The sequence below is a fragment of the Phocaeicola vulgatus ATCC 8482 genome (genome assembly GCF_000012825.1).
Classification (GTDB): Bacteria; Bacteroidota; Bacteroidia; order Bacteroidales; family Bacteroidaceae; genus Phocaeicola; species Phocaeicola vulgatus.
The window spans coordinates 949,842-967,946 of record NC_009614.1; the positions used below are offsets into that span (position 1 = coordinate 949,842).

The window sequence follows — 18,105 nt, forward strand, 5'->3', positions numbered from 1 at the left end:
GCAATATGGGGTTCAATGTATCCCATACTGCATTGCACGGATGCAATGTATTCCGTCATGCAGGATTGTCGTGTAGCATATATGGCATTGCACATATATGGATGATGCCGCATTCACATCATGCACCACCTGTGGCAGGCAAGCAATACCCCTTACAGGACAATGTTTCAATGTATGCCCTCATGCACTGTGCCAAAAGTAGCGGCTATTTTTGAAACTTCCACCAACATTTCCCCTACCTGACATCAGATGTCATCAGATGTCATCAAATGTCATATCAAGCGCTGTTTACCAATCGGTTATCACTGTCTAATTTTGCAAAATCGGAATCAGACGATGGAAAAGAACTGACTTCGTCGAACCACAGCGTTCCGTGAACGTCGCACAGCAATCCGACGAAGGAGGATTCTCTGTTCAAGCGAACAGAGCAAGTTGTGTCCTTGTCCGACAAAAAGTCTTTTGTCCGACAAGAACCAACTTGCCCGCCCAGAGGGGCGGGGGAATCCGCTCCAAAGTCGCGGATTCTGGAAGAGAAAAAAGTACAAACCAAAAATCTCATGTGTATGGAGAAAACAACAGGGACAAGGACGGGCAGAAAGCCTAAAAATGATCCGGCGGACCACAAGTACAGTTTCCGCCTGAACGCCGAGGAGAACACAAGATTTGAAAAGTTGCTGGCGGATTCAGGAGCCGGCAACCTCACGCTGTTCATCAAGAAATCCATCTTCTCGGGACAGATAAAGGTCGTGAAAATAGACAAGGCGACGATGGACTATTACATCAGGCTGACAGAATTCCACAAACAGTTCCAGGCTGTCGGCAACAACTACAACCAGGTCGTCCGTGCCTTGAAGAACAATTTCGGGGAGAAACGGGCGATGGCATTGCTCTATAAGTTGGAAAGATTGAGTCTTGAGCTGATGCTCATCTGCAAAAAGGTCATGGCGCTAACCCAGGAATACGAGCGGAAATGGTTGCAAAAATAAGCCATGGCATGAGTCTTTACGGAGCGCTTGCTTATAACTACGAGAAGGTAGCGGCTGGTACGGCTGAGATTCTTTCCGGTAACCGTATGATTTCCGACCGGCTCGGATTGCCAAGCGAGGACATGCGCTTGGCATTGCTCTCTTTTGAGAATTACCTGCTGGCAAACCGCAATACGGAGAAGCCCGTCCTGCACATTTCCCTTTCCCCAGCACCGGAAGACCGGCTGACCGACGGGCGGCTGGCAGAACTGGCGGAACGTTATATGCAGAAGATGGGGTATGGGAATCAGCCTTACATCACCTACAAACATGCCGATACACACAATACCCATATCCATATTGTCAGTGTCTGTGTGGATGAACAGGGGAAAAAGATCAGCGATGCCTACGAGCATCGGCGTTCCATGACCGCCTGTCGGGAGCTGGAAGTGGATTTCGGTCTGCGAAACGGAGCGGATGCGGAAAAGCGGAATCCAAAAGCGGAACTAAGAAAGGTGGACGCTTCCTTGGGAGATGTCCGCCATCAGGTAGGTAATACCCTTAAAGCCGTATTGGAAAGCTACCGTTTCCAAACCTTCGGGGAATACAATGCGCTGCTTTCCACGCTCAACATCGAGGCGAAACAGGTCAGGGGAGAATACAACGGTACCCCATATACCAGTATTGTATATTCGGTCACGGATGATACCGGCAAGGTTGTCAGCCCACCGTTCAAAAGTTCCCGATTTGGGAAACGCTTCGGAAATGAACAGTTGGAAAAGCGGATGCTGATAAATCTGAAAGCTCTCAAAGATGGGAAATGGGCCCCCTCCATACAGGCGGACATCGTTCGTGCCTTGCGGCAGGCGGATTCACAGAAACGGTTTGTGGAACTGCTCGGGCAAAGGCGTATTGATGTGGTTTTCCGCAAGAATGAGCGGGGACGTATCTATGGTGTCACCTTTATTGATCACAACCATCGGGAGGTGTTCAACGGCTCACGCATGGGCAAGGTGTTTTCTGCCAATGTGTTCAACGACTATTTCAAATGGTTGGAAAACATACCCGAAAAGGAACGGGGCGGACATTCCGCTACAGAACTTTGGCAGCATCACCGTCACGAATCCTCTAGCACGCTCGAACTGGCGGCAGGCATTTTTTCCTTGGAAACCAATCCGCGGGATTACGAGGAGGAAGCCTTTGCACGCCGCATGAAGAAAAAAAAGAAGACCGGACGCAAGCGTGGCATTTAGACAAAACAAGTATCAACCCATTTATATACAATTCTTATGCAGCAGGAAGATGATTTGAGGGCTCTCGCTAAGATAATGGAATTCGGCAGGGCCGTGAGTATTTTTCTTTTGGTGGTACACGTCTATGTGTACTGCTATCCGAGTATCACCGCATGGCACCTGAACCTTGAGGTGATAGACCGGATTCTGGTAAACTTCAACAACACGACCGGAATTTTCAACTGTATTCTCTGGAGCAAACTGTTGGCAGTGCTTCTGTTGGCCGTTTCCTGCCTGGGTACGCATGGGGTCAAAGGTGAAAAAATAACCTGGCCTAAAATTTATGCGGTGTTGGTGGCAGGATGCGCATTGTTTTTTCTGAACTGGTGGCTTCTTAAACTGCCATTGCCACACATGGCAAATACCGCATTCTATATTTTTACTCTTACGGCAGGCTATCTCGCCCTGTTGATGTCGGGATTATGGATGAGCCGCCTTTACAGGCACAACCTCATGGAAGATGTGTTCAATATGGAAAATGAGAGTTTCATGCAGGAAACCCGACTGATGGAGAATGAATATTCGGTAAACCTCCCGACGAGATTCTATTATAAAAAACGCTGGAATAACGGATTTGTCAATATTGTCAATATTTTCCGTGCCTGCATGGTTATCGGGACACCGGGCAGCGGCAAATCCTATGCGATAGTCAACAGTTACATACGCCAGCTTATAGCCAAAGGCTTTGCGATTTACATCTATGATTACAAGTTTGATGACCTGTCCACCATCGCCTATAATTCTTTGTTGAAGAATATGGACAAGTACGAGGTAAAGCCCCGGTTCTATGTCATCAATTTCGACGATCCGCGCAGGTCTCACCGGTGCAATCCCATTAATCCGGAATTCATGACGGACATTTCCGATGCGTACGAGGCAAGCTATACGATAATGCTCAACCTCAATCGCACCTGGATCGAAAAGCAGGGGGACTTCTTCGTGGAGTCTCCTATCATTCTGCTTGCGGCAATAATCTGGTATTTAAAGATTTACAAAAACGGTATTTACTGTACGTTTCCCCATGCGGTAGAACTGCTCAACAAACCCTACTCAGACCTGTTCACCATTCTGACCTCTTATCCGGAGCTGGAAAACTATCTTTCTCCCTTCATGGACGCATGGAAGGGAAATGCCCAGGACCAGCTCCAAGGCCAGATAGCCTCGGCTAAAATACCCCTTACGCGCATGATCTCCCCACAACTCTACTGGGTGATGACCGGTAATGATTTTTCATTGGATATCAACAATCCGAAAGAGCCCAAACTGCTCTGCGTGGGCAACAATCCGGACAGGCAGAACATTTATTCGGCAGCGCTCGGATTATATAATTCCCGTATCGTCAAGCTTATCAACAAGAAAAAACAGCTTAAATGCGCCGTTATCATTGACGAGCTTCCCACCATCTATTTCCGTGGGCTTGACAACCTGATCGCGACGGCGAGAAGCAACAAGGTGGGTGTGCTTCTGGGTTTTCAGGATTTCAGTCAATTGACACGTGACTACGGAGAAAAAGAATCCAAGGTCATCCAGAACACGGTGGGGAATATTTTCAGCGGACAGGTGGTCGGTGAAACCGCAAAAACGCTTTCAGAGCGCTTCGGCAAGGTGCTTCAGCAACGTCAGTCCGTATCCATCAACCGTCAGGACGTATCCACCTCCATCAACACACAGCTAGACTCGCTCATTCCCGCATCAAAGATCGCCAACCTCTCACAAGGCACGTTTGTCGGGGCTGTGGCGGATAATTTTGATGAGAGGATAGAGCAAAAAATATTTCATGCCGAAATTGTCGTGGACCATACCAAGATCAGCGCAGAAGAAAAGGCTTATCAGAAAATCCCGGTCATCAACGACTTCAAGGACAGGAACGGTAACGACATCATGATGCAACAGATACAACGCAATTACGACCAGATCAAGGCGGATGCGCAGGCTATTATCAATGAGGAGATGCGGCGTATCAAAAATGACCCTGAACTCCGTAAACGACTAGGTCTGGAAGATGAAAAAGGAAAGGACCCCGACAAATCATGACAAGTGGAGGGGTAATTGAAGAAATTATACCCCGACTGATCGGATTATTGAAAAAGATGCCGTATATTTGAAACTTGAAATAGAGAAATAAGGCCGGTCTCGACAATTGGGACCGCCATTATTATACATAAGTCGCAAGACGTCTCGAACAGGAATCTGACAAATTCAAAAACACAGAGGCTATTGCGTGAGGCTTATGCTATACCTTATAGCATGAGCCCATGCGGGTTTCTGTGTTGGGCTTTGTCAGAGCCTCTGTTCGAAATAAGCATGGGTTTCATGCTTTTTTAACAAGAGGTATGGCAAAAATTCAAGTTATCATGGCACTCACTTTGGACGGGTTCCTTCCGCATGAAGACGAGATGCTTATGCGATGGGTGAGGGAAAACAAACGGTATGGTTTCCCACGCTGGCAGCGACAGGCCACATTCCACATCTACCCCCATTACGGTTTGATGGACTTGCTGAATGTAAAGGAAAAGCATGACAAGGATTGTATTTATCTGGCAGGAGTGGGAGATGGAGGAAGTGCGGAATATGCCGATGGACTTTTTCGGTATAATCTGGTGGATGAGACAGTACTTTTTCTGCTGCCTCTTTCTTATGGTGGTGGAATCCCCTTGACGGGAGAATTCCGGTCTGCCCGCTGGAAACTTCTTGGCTGCAAAACTTTCTCCAACGGAATCTGCCGGCTTATGTATAAACGAAACGGATGAAGATGCTATCTCAACCCATACCTTTCCATTTTCTTGTATAGCGTCGGACGGCTCATCCCCAACATTCTCGCCACACGACTGATCTTACCTCCACATTCTTCCAGAATCTTCCTTATTAGTTCTTTCTCTTCTGCTTCTTCCATCAAGCCTTTTTTACATTTTTCGCCTGTCCTACAGATGGTCGCATTAAGATTCAGATCTTTATGGGTTAACAATGGAGATACCGCCAACAGGACAGCACGTCTTATCCGGTTGTCAAGTTCACGCACATTGCCCGGCCATGAGTGGGAAAGCATGGAGATTTTGGCTTGTTCGGTAAAACCGGAGGTCTCCACACGTATCTCTTCTGAATGTTGCTCACGAAAGAAGTCAGCCAGTGGCAATATATCTTCCGGGCATTCGGAGAGAGAGGGCTGGCGTATCTCAAACTCGGCGAGACGGTAGTACAGATCCTCCCGGAAACGTCCCTCCCGTATGGCACGCTCCATATCCTCGTTGGTGGCCGACAATATCCGTACATCGGCTTCAAGTTCTTTGCGGCTGCCCACTGGACAATACACTCTTTCCTGTAATACCCTGAGCAGCAGTGTCTGCATTTCGGGAGGCATGTTTCCGATCTCGTCAAGGAAGAGCGTACCGCCCTTGGCCGTCTCAAAATAGCCGGCAGTATCCTTTTTCGCATCGGTAAATGCCCCCTGCACGTGACCGAAGAACTCAGATGCGGCAAGTTCCCCCCGGATACAACCACAGTTCACCGCCACAAAAGGCTTGTCCTTACGCCCGCTATGCTGTTGGATCAGCTGTGCGACAGATTCTTTTCCGCTACCGTTCGGTCCAAGGATCATGACGGAACAATTCAAAGGAGCCACACGACAAGCTATCCGCTCGGTCTCCCGGACCGCCCCGCTAAGCCTTTTCATTAATGATTTCTTCGGGGGAACGGAAACTGGCAGACCGATCAATCCCCGTAACAGTTCCATCAGTAACTCCTCGTGGACAGGCTTGGGCAAGTAGTCCTTTGCGCCCAATTTGACGGCACGCACCGCATCTGCAATGGAGGCATGTTCGGTCATCACCACAAAAGGGATATGTAACCCTTGGGAGATGCTCCATTCCAGTAAACTGATGCCATCCCCTTCGGGAAGGCGGACATCCGTCAGTACCAGCGCCACGTTATTCCCCTTGATTTTCCGGCGTGCCGAAGGCTCATCTATGGCCGTCAATACCCTGTAACCGGCTTTCTGTAGCCATCTCTCAAGAATATCGCAAAGAATCAGGTTGTCCTCCACGATCAATAAAGTCTTTTTCATCCCCGTCATTTTTCTTTCTTAATTCATTATTTACTTCGTCTATCAGTAACCGTATCTGTTTCATAATTCTCATCGTGTACTCTCTGACCGTCTCGTCGCTCGAGGTCTTGTCATGCAGGAGCTTCCGATAACCGAACAGTACATCGTTGGCCCCTAACAACTCCCAGACCGGAGCCATCCGATGTACGATCCTCCGCATGGCTTCCCGATCGTTTTCTCTTAAAGCCTCCTCCAGTTCGGCAAGATCCTTTTCTGACTCTTTTGCGACAAGACCGAACATATGACGACGGTCGTCCGTACTTTCCATCAGGCGGGAATAGTCGAACGGAGACATGCCTGCACTTCTGCCCTCCGTAACGGAGGAGATAAAGGCCAGCAGTCCTTTTGAAGAGAAAGGCTTATGTATGCAACCGCAAAAACCGGACTTCATATACACGCCCGAGTCCCCGTCCCCCCGTGCCGTCATGACAGCGACCGGAACGGTACGGGAATTTCCGATATCCGAGTTACGCAGTAATCTCAACAAGCCGAAACCATCGGTCACGGGCATCTGTATATCTGTCAATACCAAATCATAATCCAAGCGGTCGAGTGCTAGAATGGCTTCTTTTGCATTTTGACAGGTCGTGCATTCCACCCCGTTGCGCCCGAGCATGTCTTCCGTTATTTTCAGAAGGATGCTGTCATCATCCACTACCAGTACATGTTTGGGAAGTATTGTCGCAGATTGTACCGGAAGCTCCTCTGTTTCCGGTTCTCCTGTCGTTTCCGAAAGGGGAAACGACAGGCGGAATGTTGTACCTTTACCTGGTCGGCTCTCTACTTCAATGCTTCCGTCCAGTACCTTTACAAGAGCTTTCGTGATAAAAAGCCCAAGACCGAAACCTTCCGAGTTTATCTCCTGCGCCGCACGCTCGAACGGACGGAAGACACGTTCCAATGTCTCCTCGTCCATACCGATACCGGTATCACCGACCTCCACATATAATCTTCCCGCCATGTACTCGGTATGGAAACGGATCGTACCCGACAGGGTGAACTTGATGGCGTTTGTCAGCAGATTGTCCAATATTTGTTCCAATTTGTCTGCGTCTCCTCTCACTGTAATATCACCGACATTCTTATGCCGGTGCTCGAACAGCAAGGCCCGGCCACCCGCTTTGCGGGCATATTCCTTCGATATGTTGTCAAGCAAGTTGTTTAGACGGAAAGGAACCTCGTTACGGGTATCCTTGGTCTCATTGATCTTATAAACATCCATCAGGTTGTTCACCAGATTCAGTATATGGCGGCAGGAATGGCGGATGTTCTCCAGATAGCCTTCCCGTTTTTTCTTTTCACGGGTTTCCGAGGCCAGTTCCACGCAGTTGTTGATATTACCCAATGGTCCTCGTATATCGTGCGAGATGGTCAGGATGATCTGTTTACGCATACCGAGCAGTTCCTCGTTCTCACGGTTTATCCTTTGGAGCTGTGCCCGCCCTTCCCTTTCTTTCCTGATGTCATGCCGTATGATCAGGAACGAGATGAATAGCAAGGAGGAAGCAGAGACGATTACCAAGACAAACAGTTTGAAAGAAAAATCTCCGGCTTCCGTGATTTTTTCCTCACGACTGATGAACGCCGCCTGCGCTTGCCCGTCAAGATGGGTGATGAGTATTTGCAACTTCCGGTTCAAGGCCTTATTCTGTATGCGCAGACTGTCGGTATACATGTCTATCCGGCGTTCACGTTCCTCTTGCATGGCGATCAGCTTCTCATTCAAATCTTGCAGTCCTTTCGATGGCTCGAAGACCTGTACGCTCCTTTTCCCTCCGAACCAACCGGCAATCCCTTTTTTCTTTTGGGTGACTGTCCGGGTACGAACCGCTTCCCTGATAACAATAGGCAGACGATTTGCGAGCAGGCTGTCCGCTTCCCCCTGTCTGGTAATGGTCTCCATAATGCGGAGCAGATGTATCTCCTTAGCTTCCAATAAATGACATAGGGAGTCTATCTGCTTTGGCAGGACGAACGTGCCACAACTCACTTTCAATATTTGTAACAAGCTGTCCGTTTGCAAGCGTTTTCTGCGATACTCACGAAAATCGGTATCCTCCCAGACAATGACGGACTCTCCATAGGTGGCAAGCTCCGTGATATAGCGATGCGCCGTACTGATGTCATGGCGTATCCTGCGTATCTCCGATGTTTCCGTTTTTATCTCACGCATGCGGCTCCGTTCGTATAACAAGATGGAAACCATGCCGCAAACAGCCATGATCAATATCATATACCCTAAAAGAACCTTATGCTGTAATGAAACTTTCCTTGCTACCATAAATATTTTCATTTTACGTAAACACTCACTTTAAACCACCAAGGATTTGTAACGGATTCGTTAAGCCAGTGTAATAGTTATCTATAATTCATTTATAAAATATAGAAGAAGCCCCTGTCTTCTCCGATAACCGGCTTCAGACAAGGGCTTCCATATTGGGATGAATCAATAACGATTTACTTTATGAGATTGGTCTTATTCCGGTTTTATCAGTTGGTTCCACCCGTATGCTGGCAGTTCCAAATCCGGGTAATGACAGACACTGTTCCAATGTTGATTATAATTGAATAGACAACTTTCATAACGGATAGAATCGAATATATTCCATATCAGGCAAGAGGGAAACCGATTCTTTCCAATTGTGCTTTTCGCTCGTCTGACATGTTCCCCTTGCGGTAATCCCGTCTTTGAATGGTACACCAGCGTCCCAATGCTCCTTCACGGCATCCCGGCCATCGTCCTTGCAGGTTATGGAACAGGCACAATTGTTCGAAGTTGCCTTGCCAGACCTGTTCCGCCGACCAGACAAATCCTATTTTATCCAACAGGAGCCGGCGGTCATTGGGTAACTTTCCCTGTTTACGCATTTTCCGTTGTGTATGGCACCATCCGCCCAAATTCCCTTCCGTCGATTTAGGGAAACGCCGATATTTTCTGACAAAAGACTTCAGCTCCTCGTAGTTCTTCATCCATTCCCCTTGGAGGTTCTGATTCCAGACAAAGCCGATCTCATTCAAAGCCCGGATGCGCTCTTTGCTCAAACGTCCATCCTTCCGTCTTTCCCGCTGGGTATAACACCAGGTCGCAAGCGGGCCGTCTTCACGTTTGGGCCAGCGTCCGCAGGTATCAAAGAAGACTTTCAATGCATGGTATTCCCTCATCCATTTGGAGTCGAGCTGATTCCACTCAAAACCGATTGCATCAAGCTGGTCGCACCGTTCCTTGGCAAGACAGCCTCGTTTGTAGGCGATGCGTTGCGTGTTGCACCAAAGGCCCAGTTTCCCTTCCGTCACTGAAGGCCAGTCGTTCTCTTCCCGGTGGAACTCGACCAGCCGCTCGTACATAATCTGCCATGGTTCCAGCTCGGCCAGGATCTCTTCGATGCGGAGCCGGATATCCGACAAATAGCCGGTAGCGAGGAACGAGGTTGTTCTTTCAAATCCGTGGGGCGATGGAAGATAAGAGAGTCGCTCCCAGTGGCACGCCATCACGTCGTAGACCGATTTACCCGACAGGTTATTCACGAAATCCAAGACGACCGGCTGTTTCCCGCTTCCGGCATCCAGACAGCGCCCCAGCTGTTGCAGGGTGACAATGTAAGATTCGGTGCGCCGCAGGAACAAGACGGCATCCACTCCCTCGACATGCAATCCTTCGATCAGCATATTGACGGAAAAGAGTACGTGTAACCGGTCCGACTCTTCTCGGAAAGCGGCCAACAGCCGCTGATTCTCCTGCTCGCTTTGCGCATGATGGATTTCAAATGGCGTAATCGATCGGCCTGCCTGTGTGAGCCAGTCGCACACTTCCGGCACCATCTGTCTGAGATCGGCCAGGTCGCGACAGAAAACCAGCAGTTTGCGTACGCTTTCGGGTAGGAACTTCCGGATCACCGACGACGCGCCCAAAGCACCTTTGAAATCGACCCGCGCCAGGTCCAGTTTCTTTTGGATGCGCTCTCTCCGGCGGACTGAACAACCGCTGCGTTCCAGCTTTCTTTGCAGCCGATCCAGTTCGTTGTCCAGCCCGTAAGCACTTTGTACCAGGATCGGCACTGGTAAGATATTGTAATACCAAGCTTGCGGCAAGGTAAGTTCATAAAACAAATTTCCTTCGAAATAAAGATCCACCGTATCGATCATTCCTTCCGGACGGATTGGCGTTGCCGATGTTCCCAGGACATAGGCACAGGGATTGTTTTCTATCACTTCCTGCAAGGCACTTCCCCAAATTTCCGCCCCGAAATGATGGAATTCATCAATAAGAATATGATCTGCCCGTAACAACCCATTGTCCTCCCGGTTACGAATCAGTGACTGGAATGTCCGGTACGTCACTTGCGGAATGGAGAATCCGACGGCTTTCCGGATCTCATCCAGAATCGTGATGTTCGGAGCAAAGACCAATATATTTTCCTTTGCATGATCTGCGATATAGCGTGCCAGCAAATAGGATTTCCCTGTTCCGGTAGCCTGCACGACCGTACCGATACGGTGTTGTTTGAATCCCCGCATGATCGCCCTGTAAGCCGCTTCGTTATGCGGATAAAGCTCCACATGTCTTCCGGACAAGAGGCTTTCAATATAGCTTTCATCCGAAACGGTCAGCCCGTGCAGTTCAAAGTCCAATGCCTCCGGCAGGAATCCACCGTGCGCCACGATCCTGAAATAGAGATTTCGATATCCTTTGTTCAGTGAAGAAAGCTTTTCATAAAACCTTTCAACATCCGAACGGGTCAAAGGCTGCTCGTTCCAAATCTCCTTCACGATAGCATGTGCCATTCCCGGTTTGAAGCCTATCCGTAATCCATCTTCGGATTCTGTTACCTGAAAACCTAGACGGTGATAGCAATCTGTCAAAGACGGTACCATCCTATTGACTTACAAGTCAAAAGTTCATTTGATTATTGTCCTTTGATGTTTAAAGATGGCTATCATATCGCCCATTGTCAGTCGACCGGTAACATCTTCCGTTATAATCCGGTTCAAAAGCCGAAGATCCGCTTCCATCTGAGCACGAAAGAGACAGGCTTTGGGATGCTCTCCCCGGATTGTCTTTGTGGTTTCATCCCAAGAAGAAGTTGGTAGGTGAAGGTGGGAAGAAAATTCCATACGTCGGTTATGTCCTTTGTAGATACGGTAATAAACCGTACCGTACCCTATGGCTTTCTTACAAGTCTCAAAACGGACAACGACTGTAGGCATCCTTATTATTTTCTTGATTAGTATTTTACAGTAGGTTGATGTAAAAGCATATACCTTCCGAAGAATATTTCCCGTTTTGCAAAGAGGACTGATAAGTCATACAGTCTGCCACTCCATTCCATTTAATTGTAATCACGTTTTCATTTTCGGTAGGTGACATAGAAACCTATGATATGTTTTTTTTTCGTATATTTAGTGGCAGCAACATAATAGTTCCCCAATATGGTTCTTCTACTATCCGGCCAATCATCTCTTTTCACCTTGTCACTCGTCGTAATGTGATCATTACTTCCAATAGCAATACATGATCATCATTCGTTTTCTTTGATAGGCCTGATTCTTTTAGATAAATATCAATTCTTGTGATCAAAATCCATATTATCTATATTGCTGTCTTTTAATTTTTTCTGTATAGTACAAATAATTCCAGCTCAATCTATGAAAAAGGAATGATGCTCAAAAAATGATTGCCTGTATGATACATCCACTTTCCTAACGAATTCAAGCTGACATCGGGCAGGAACTCTTTTCTGAAAAAGTGACCACCTATGCGAGTTTTTCCTCCATCATCTATGTCCGTGCTCGGCACATAAATCAATCCACTCATTCTTGTATTTACTGCGTAAAAACAGGAAAAGTCACAAACAACAAAAGTCCTCCGAGGAATATCCACCGAAAAATTTCTTTTTTTCGTTTATCATTCTTCATTTTATACCCGATGTTAGGTTTTGCAACAATTCGTATATCTTACCATGAAACAAGTCCCGATAATGAAGTTCAACTCCAGAAAAAACTTTCACTTTAAGTTTATTAGCTCTTGGTAATGCAAACCATAAGTAATAACAAGTATTTCGATTTGTAAAAATATTTTTCAGTATCAGCTTCATAGCTCAGCTTATATCCTATATAACAATGCATTTACAATACGTCCGCAGGCTAATCCGTCACCGTACGGATTTACAGCCTTACTCATTTTTTCATAAGCTGCTTTATCATCAATCAAAGATGATACTTCGTTTACAATCTTATTATAGTCCGTACCTACCAGTTTCACCGTTCCGGCATCTAATGCTTCTGGTCGCTCCGTGGTATCACGCATCACCAATACCGGTTTACCCAGTCCCGGAGCTTCCTCTTGAATGCCACCGCTATCTGTCAATACGATGCTGCTCTTCTCCATTAGATACACAAAACTCAAATACTCCAATGGTTCAATGAAGAACATATTTTTTAAGCCGGACAGATTCTCCCCGAACACCTCATGAATCGGCTTGCGTACATTAGGATTCAAGTGCATAGGATAAACAAAATCCAAATCTGGATATTTAACCGTCAAATCTTTAATAGCTGTACACATATTGATAAATCCGTCACCAAAATTCTCACGACGATGCCCTGTAATCAATACCAGCTTCTTGCCATTGTTCAAGCGGTTTACATCATAACCCGCTTTGCTCAATATATCTTCCAATTCATTATCTAGCTCCTTGTTGTTCTTGATTTTATCCACTACCCAATAAAGTGCATCAATCACTGTGTTACCAGTTATAATGATATTGCGGTCATCAACGCTCTCTTTAATCAGATTATTACGACTTAACGGAGTGGGAGAAAAATGATAGGTCGCCAGACGCCCCGTCAACAACCGATTCATCTCCTCCGGCCATGGGCTATAAATATTATGTGTACGCAAACCAGCTTCCACATGTCCCACCGGTATCTGTTGATAAAAAGCAGCCAAAGCTGCAGCTGTAGAAGTGGTAGTATCCCCATGTACCAATACCACATCGGGCTTTACCTCTTTCAGTACATCACGCATACCGGTCAGCACACGAGCGGTCACATCATACAGATCCTGTCCCTGCTTCATGATATTCAAATCATAATCCGGTTTGATGTCGAATATCTTCAACACCTGATCCAGCATTTCCCGATGCTGTCCGGTTACGCACACCACAGTCTCTACCCGTTTTGGCTGTTTCTGGAATTCTTTCACCAGCGGAGCCATCTTGATTGCCTCCGGACGGGTGCCGAAGACCAACATCACTTTCTTCATATTTCCTCTGTTTATAATTTTTTCTTCATCAGCCACCAAGCATACTTCACCAAGTGGATCTGACGTTTAATTCTTTTGGGTTCTTTTATCAAGCGATAAGCAAATTCCAGATTATGCTCCACCCACCATTTCGGTGCGCGCTGCACATGACCTGTATAGACATCGAAACTGCCACCCAATCCTTGGAAGATAGCGCGATGCCGTTGCTGTATCTCCTCCATCAGCAATTCCTGCTTTGGCGACCCCATAGCCACGAATACCACATCCGGTTTCTTCTCCACAATATCGTCTATCAATCGTCGTTTCTCTTCATCCGTCTTGATATAGCCGTTACGATAACCCACTATTCGGATATCCTGATATTCAGAACACAGTTTCTCTACGGTCTCATTTACGATTTGCGGTTTTCCACCAACCAGATAGAATGTCTTTTCCTTGTAAAAGCGAGTAATAATCTTTAGCCATAGTTCACATCCGGGAATCTTACAGGCATCTTTATAACCTTTCTGCTTTAAAGCCATTTGTGCACCGGCTCCATCACAATACCCAATATTTCGATTGATAATGGCACGTGTCTGTTCCGTGGCATGCAATATCTTTTCTGCATTGATCGCTACCAATATGCCCTTATGCGTGTCCACATAATGCAATAGTTGCTGTTCGGAGTCGAAAGGGAATATTTCGACCCCGTTTAATGAAACTTTATCCATAAGATTAAAATATTATTCGGCAAGTAAATAATGGCTCATAGCATTAAATATAAACGCATTGCTCCAACGCATATATGATATTTTTGAACTTATCCCCGGCTTTAACTGGTAGTAGAAATAGCCTTTCCGGTCTTGCATATTGCGGATAGTCCAATCAATGACCTTTTCTGCAATTTCCTTGTATTCTTCGATCTTGTGCAACCTTGCGAGCGTTACGAGCAACTGCCCCGGGCAGTGAATGTCGATGGGATAAGTGCGGTTGTCGTAGTATTTTGGCATTCCGTTGGCTTCAAAGAAGTTTTGAATATAATATTCAAAGCCCTTCTCAATATATTTGCGATACTTATTGTCGCCTGTCAGCTCCTGATATGCAATAAGCGCATCAAGGTTATAGCCTGTATGAAAACTGTCAACCCAACTCTGAACGGGTAGCATGCCATATACCCATGCACCGTTTGGCTTTTGACCTGAGCAGCATGCCTTTATGCTTTGCTCTGCAAGTTCGCAGTATTCCTCGTTGCCTGTGTACTTGTAGCAAAAACTAAGCAGCCTTGAGCCGAGCAGTGAGGCGTTAAAGACAGTGTCGTTTCCCTGCAACGGGCTGTAAGAGAATAGGAATCCGTCCTTATATTCCGTGCGGTGAAGGTCGTTGATAACGAAATGTGCCGCACTGAGAGCGATTTCAAGAAACCTTTTCTCTCTGGTAATTTCGTATGCTTCCATAAGAGCGGTTGCACAGAAATTGCTCGCAACAACGGTTGGAGTAAACTTTGGGAAAAGGAAAAGTCTGCGAGCCTGCCAGTCAAAGTTATATCCCCAGCAAGCACCGCTGTAACCTTTTGATTGTAGAGAGATCAACAGTTCAGCCAGTTCGTTAATCCGTGATTTCAGGGAATCGGGAGAGCCGAGGCTTTCCGCAAGTTTGGGGTTTGCCTTAACCGCATTATATAGGTTGCAGTAACCGGAAAGGAAAAGCCCGATGCCCTTGGCATTATATTCCTTGGGGACAAGCGCAAGCCTGCGGAGATTGACTGGGCAGCGCTTAAATCCTTGGATAACAACCAGGCGGCAGATTGCCGACTTCTTCAGGAACGGCAACGCCTGAAAAACCTTCGAGTTAAGTCCGTCATAGGGATCCCAACCCTTGAACCCCTCATTCTCGCAATACTCCTTCAGCAAGCGAAAAGAGTTGATAACTTTATGCATATTATGTTATTCTTTAGTCCTTAGAATTTTGGTGGGTACGCCTGCAACGATAGCATTATCGGGAATTGGTTTGGTTACGACTGCGTTTGCTCCTATTGTAACATTGTTTCCGATTGTTATACCACCCATAACGATAGAACCTTTCGCAATATAAACATTATTACCTATCACTGGTACTTCCGGAAATCTTGAATTACCCCCCTATGGAAACTTGCTGACATATAGTGCAGTTTACCCCTATAATTGATTTAGAATGGATAACAACACCCATACCTCCGTATCCAAAAGTTGACCCTCTGCCAATCTTTGCCTGGTATGGAATCTTGCTGTTGTAAATTAGGAAAATAAGCAATGTTATCAATTTTGGCAGTACAGGAATGTGGTGCAAGTACAGCCACCTTGATACCCGATAAAAAGAGATTGCATTCAACATAGTTTTATCCTTTTAAAACTATATCCGATTGCAACTTTTGATTTACTCTTTTGGTTGCAGATATGGTGCTATTCCATCTAAATCTTTTTGATTTGAAGAAATATTATAGTTTAAGTCTTTAGTATATCCGATTATTTTAGCAGGAGAGCCTGCAACAATTACCCCCCCCTTAATGATTTATCAACAAACGAATTAGCTGCAACAATACAGTTATCACCAATTTCTACTGGTCCACAGATTACAACGTTTGGACCGATAAAAACGTTATTGCCAATTTTAGGAACGTTTTTATATGGAAATTTTCTTACTGTTGAGAATCGTAAACCTAATACGCAGTTTTCTCCAATTTCCGTTCCTGGGATTAGTACAGTGCTAATTCCTTTACAAACAAAATAAGATCCTTTACCGATTTTTGAATCAGCAGTAATTTTAGTGTTGTAAATCAGAAAAATTAATAGTTGAATTAATTTAGGTAAAAATGGAATGTGGTGTAAGTATAACCACCTCTGTATTCTGTAAAAAAATATTGCGTTTGGCATAATTTTATCGTTTTCTGATAAAGCGGGCGGGGTTTCCTGCCCATACTTCGTTTGACGGTATATCTTTCGTCACTATTGCCCCGGCGCCTACGATTGCCCCTTCTCCGATTGTGACCGGCTTGACAACCATTGTTCCCATGCCAATGTAGGCTCCTTTGCCAACATGCACTTGACCGCGGTCATAACTGCCTGTCTTCGGGTTCATGAAATGCGTTACAATCCGGACGCCGACAGTCAGGCGCACGCCCTCTTCAATGACAATATCTTCGGGATAATTTGTGTCGAAAATAACGTCCTCTCCGATGAAGGTCTTTTTAGGGCATTTGATGTTTACCCCCCCCATTTACAAAGCGTTGGTCTCCAACCCCTTGACTTCATTGGCAAATGCTGTAAATGAAGGAAGACAAGTTTTTTAATTCTTGACAGTTTCATTATTAAATCTAATTTTATTGCATATATATTCTATATTTTTTGCTCTATTTTTCCATGAGATTTTTTCCGCTAATTGCCTATTAGCGTACCCCATGGTCTTTAAATCGCTATAAGGTATATCTTTAATTTCTTGTAAAATTTTTAATATCGAGTATTTATTGTATTCTACTATAAAAAAACCTTTTTCATTTTTTACAAAATCAATTATATCACCATAAGGTGACAATATAACGGGCTTCCCAAATGCTAAATAATCACCTAATTTATTAGGCCATCCAGCTTTAGAAACATTGTTGTCATCTAATAATTGCAAAAACACATCTATATCTTTTAAGGTAGAAACATCTTTAGAATAATCTAACCATCCTCTATATTCAGCAATTTCAGACAATCCTAATTGATTCCACTTTTCGTTTGAGATAGTATTCCCATATAGAATCAACCTGTAACTGTTTTTAACATTTTCACATTTCAATGCTTCTATAAACGGAGCTATCAAATCAATTTCGTGATTATTAATGCCAATGTATGCTATATTTATTTTTCGTTTTTCAACAGATGAATAGGATGGATATAACGGCTTTACATCTTTCACTATAGACCCACCAGGAACAATAAAAATTTTTTCTGAGTCAATTCCATTTTCAACAGCCCTATCTTTCATAAAAGTAGATAATACGACTATAGCATCAGCTTTTCTTTTATCGTTGAGTTCATTATAGCATTCCAGTCTACCGTATGTTAACCTAAACAATCTACTTTTCTTTTTAATATAACCTCCTTTACCAAAGAAATCCCACCACTCAGAAATATAAACAGAATGATAAATAAATCTATTTAATTTACAAGGTAAGGAAGTAAATCTATGTCCACAATCTGCTATACATATTTCAAATTTATGGAACATCGAGTATATCAATCCAAATAAAGTACTCCAAATAGCAAAACCTGAGGATTTCATTTTGGCAGGAAAAAAGTCTGGTAGTACTTTTATTTTAACACCTTGATAGATAATAGTATTTATCTTAAAGAATGAACATTTAGGATTGATTGTTAATAAGGTCACATCATGTCCTAAATCTGCTAATCCTTGTGCCATATAAAAGGTTCGTCCCCATCCATTTTTTCCTTTCATGCCATGATGAGAATAAAGAACTTTCATTATTTA

The 18,105-nt window shown here is 45.1% G+C and carries 16 protein-coding genes; 4 read left to right on the forward strand and 12 right to left on the reverse strand.

Features of this window, described 5'->3' with window-relative positions; genetic code table 11:
• Positions 1 to 563 precede the first annotated feature (563 nt).
• The 4 genes from mobA (at position 564) to BVU_RS03465 (ending at position 5,007) form a co-directional block, all read left to right on the forward strand.
• A complete protein-coding gene (mobA, locus tag BVU_RS03450; RefSeq protein ID WP_005840900.1) occupies positions 564 to 986 on the forward strand; it encodes a conjugal transfer protein MobA in 423 nt (140 codons plus the stop codon).
• Positions 971 to 2,218, forward strand: a complete 1,248-nt coding sequence (gene mobB, locus BVU_RS03455) for a conjugal transfer protein MobB (protein WP_005636905.1) — start codon at positions 971 to 973, stop codon at positions 2,216 to 2,218. The genes mobA and mobB overlap by 16 nt, the downstream gene beginning before the upstream one ends.
• Before the next feature lie 36 nt (positions 2,219 to 2,254).
• Positions 2,255 to 4,291 carry a conjugal transfer protein MobC gene (mobC, locus tag BVU_RS03460; protein ID WP_005636903.1) on the forward strand — a complete coding sequence of 679 codons (2,037 nt, stop codon included), beginning with the start codon at positions 2,255 to 2,257 and terminating at the stop codon, positions 4,289 to 4,291.
• A 221-nt stretch (positions 4,292 to 4,512) separates the two neighbouring features.
• A complete protein-coding gene (locus BVU_RS03465; protein WP_005636900.1) occupies positions 4,513 to 5,007 on the forward strand; it encodes a hypothetical protein in 495 nt (164 codons plus the stop codon).
• Between the two features lie 5 nt (positions 5,008 to 5,012).
• On the opposite strand, the gene BVU_RS03470 is transcribed toward BVU_RS03465, so the two are convergent.
• The 12 genes from BVU_RS03470 to BVU_RS03525 all read right to left on the reverse strand — a co-directional run bounded on the left by BVU_RS03470 (position 5,013) and on the right by BVU_RS03525 (position 18,099).
• A complete protein-coding gene (locus BVU_RS03470; RefSeq protein WP_005636898.1) occupies positions 5,013 to 6,317 on the reverse strand; it encodes a sigma-54-dependent transcriptional regulator in 1,305 nt (434 codons plus the stop codon).
• The gene (locus tag BVU_RS03475; RefSeq protein ID WP_005840888.1) at positions 6,262 to 8,637 is read right to left on the reverse strand and encodes a hybrid sensor histidine kinase/response regulator; all 2,376 of its coding nucleotides are present in this window, start codon (positions 8,635 to 8,637) and stop codon (positions 6,262 to 6,264) included. Before BVU_RS03475 ends, BVU_RS03470 begins: the two co-directional genes overlap by 56 nt.
• 329 nt (positions 8,638 to 8,966) lie before the next feature.
• Positions 8,967 to 11,228, reverse strand: a complete 2,262-nt coding sequence (locus tag BVU_RS03480; protein ID WP_005636894.1) for a Helicase associated domain protein — start codon at positions 11,226 to 11,228, stop codon at positions 8,967 to 8,969.
• A 24-nt stretch (positions 11,229 to 11,252) separates the two neighbouring features.
• Entirely contained in the window at positions 11,253 to 11,561 is a 309-nt protein-coding gene (locus BVU_RS03485) for an Arm DNA-binding domain-containing protein (protein WP_005636892.1), read from the reverse strand.
• Positions 11,562 to 11,997: 436 nt separating this feature from the next.
• The gene (locus BVU_RS22490) at positions 11,998 to 12,168 is read right to left on the reverse strand and encodes a hypothetical protein (protein WP_005636888.1); all 171 of its coding nucleotides are present in this window, start codon (positions 12,166 to 12,168) and stop codon (positions 11,998 to 12,000) included.
• A 288-nt stretch (positions 12,169 to 12,456) separates the two neighbouring features.
• Positions 12,457 to 13,617 carry a non-hydrolyzing UDP-N-acetylglucosamine 2-epimerase gene (wecB, locus tag BVU_RS03495; protein ID WP_007219053.1) on the reverse strand — a complete coding sequence of 387 codons (1,161 nt, stop codon included), beginning with the start codon at positions 13,615 to 13,617 and terminating at the stop codon, positions 12,457 to 12,459.
• A gap of 11 nt (positions 13,618 to 13,628) precedes the next feature.
• The gene (locus BVU_RS03500) at positions 13,629 to 14,327 is read right to left on the reverse strand and encodes a WecB/TagA/CpsF family glycosyltransferase (RefSeq protein WP_005656920.1); all 699 of its coding nucleotides are present in this window, start codon (positions 14,325 to 14,327) and stop codon (positions 13,629 to 13,631) included.
• Positions 14,328 to 14,339: 12 nt separating this feature from the next.
• Positions 14,340 to 15,533, reverse strand: a complete 1,194-nt coding sequence (locus tag BVU_RS03505; protein WP_005636881.1) for a glycoside hydrolase family 88 protein — start codon at positions 15,531 to 15,533, stop codon at positions 14,340 to 14,342.
• A gap of 6 nt (positions 15,534 to 15,539) precedes the next feature.
• Positions 15,540 to 15,662: a hexapeptide transferase family protein gene (locus BVU_RS23080; protein WP_005840881.1), complete on the reverse strand. Its 123-nt coding sequence runs from the start codon at positions 15,660 to 15,662 to the stop codon at positions 15,540 to 15,542.
• A 462-nt stretch (positions 15,663 to 16,124) separates the two neighbouring features.
• The gene (locus BVU_RS03515) at positions 16,125 to 16,505 is read right to left on the reverse strand and encodes a serine O-acetyltransferase (protein WP_011964865.1); all 381 of its coding nucleotides are present in this window, start codon (positions 16,503 to 16,505) and stop codon (positions 16,125 to 16,127) included.
• A 4-nt stretch (positions 16,506 to 16,509) separates the two neighbouring features.
• On the reverse strand, positions 16,510 to 16,848 hold the full coding sequence (locus BVU_RS03520) for an acyltransferase (RefSeq protein ID WP_005656926.1): 339 nt from the start codon (positions 16,846 to 16,848) through the stop codon (positions 16,510 to 16,512).
• 69 nt (positions 16,849 to 16,917) lie between these two features.
• Entirely contained in the window at positions 16,918 to 18,099 is a 1,182-nt protein-coding gene (locus BVU_RS03525; protein ID WP_005636871.1) for a glycosyltransferase, read from the reverse strand.
• Positions 18,100 to 18,105: the final 6 nt, after the last annotated feature.

Bases quoted from the DNA above. Each gene is read 5' to 3' on its own strand.
- BVU_RS03470 (WP_005636898.1), bottom strand. From the start codon at position 6,317: ATGAAAAAGACTTTATTGATCGTGGAGGACAACCTGATTCTTTGCGAT.
- BVU_RS03520 (WP_005656926.1), bottom strand. From the start codon at position 16,848: ATGGGGGGGGTAAACATCAAATGCCCTAAAAAGACCTTCATCGGAGAG.
- BVU_RS03485 (WP_005636892.1), bottom strand. From the start codon at position 11,561: ATGCCTACAGTCGTTGTCCGTTTTGAGACTTGTAAGAAAGCCATAGGG.
- mobB (WP_005636905.1), top strand. From the start codon at position 971: ATGGTTGCAAAAATAAGCCATGGCATGAGTCTTTACGGAGCGCTTGCT.
- BVU_RS03465 (WP_005636900.1), top strand. From the start codon at position 4,513: ATGCGGGTTTCTGTGTTGGGCTTTGTCAGAGCCTCTGTTCGAAATAAG.
- BVU_RS03500 (WP_005656920.1), bottom strand. From the start codon at position 14,327: ATGGATAAAGTTTCATTAAACGGGGTCGAAATATTCCCTTTCGACTCC.
- wecB (WP_007219053.1), bottom strand. From the start codon at position 13,617: ATGAAGAAAGTGATGTTGGTCTTCGGCACCCGTCCGGAGGCAATCAAG.
- BVU_RS03475 (WP_005840888.1), bottom strand. From the start codon at position 8,637: ATGGTAGCAAGGAAAGTTTCATTACAGCATAAGGTTCTTTTAGGGTAT.
- BVU_RS03525 (WP_005636871.1), bottom strand. From the start codon at position 18,099: ATGAAAGTTCTTTATTCTCATCATGGCATGAAAGGAAAAAATGGATGG.
- BVU_RS03480 (WP_005636894.1), bottom strand. From the start codon at position 11,228: ATGGTACCGTCTTTGACAGATTGCTATCACCGTCTAGGTTTTCAGGTA.
- mobA (WP_005840900.1), top strand. From the start codon at position 564: ATGGAGAAAACAACAGGGACAAGGACGGGCAGAAAGCCTAAAAATGAT.
- mobC (WP_005636903.1), top strand. From the start codon at position 2,255: ATGCAGCAGGAAGATGATTTGAGGGCTCTCGCTAAGATAATGGAATTC.
- BVU_RS23080 (WP_005840881.1), bottom strand. From the start codon at position 15,662: ATGGGTGGTATAACAATCGGAAACAATGTTACAATAGGAGCAAACGCA.
- BVU_RS22490 (WP_005636888.1), bottom strand. From the start codon at position 12,168: ATGAGTGGATTGATTTATGTGCCGAGCACGGACATAGATGATGGAGGA.
- BVU_RS03505 (WP_005636881.1), bottom strand. From the start codon at position 15,533: ATGCATAAAGTTATCAACTCTTTTCGCTTGCTGAAGGAGTATTGCGAG.
- BVU_RS03515 (WP_011964865.1), bottom strand. From the start codon at position 16,505: ATGCCAAACGCAATATTTTTTTACAGAATACAGAGGTGGTTATACTTA.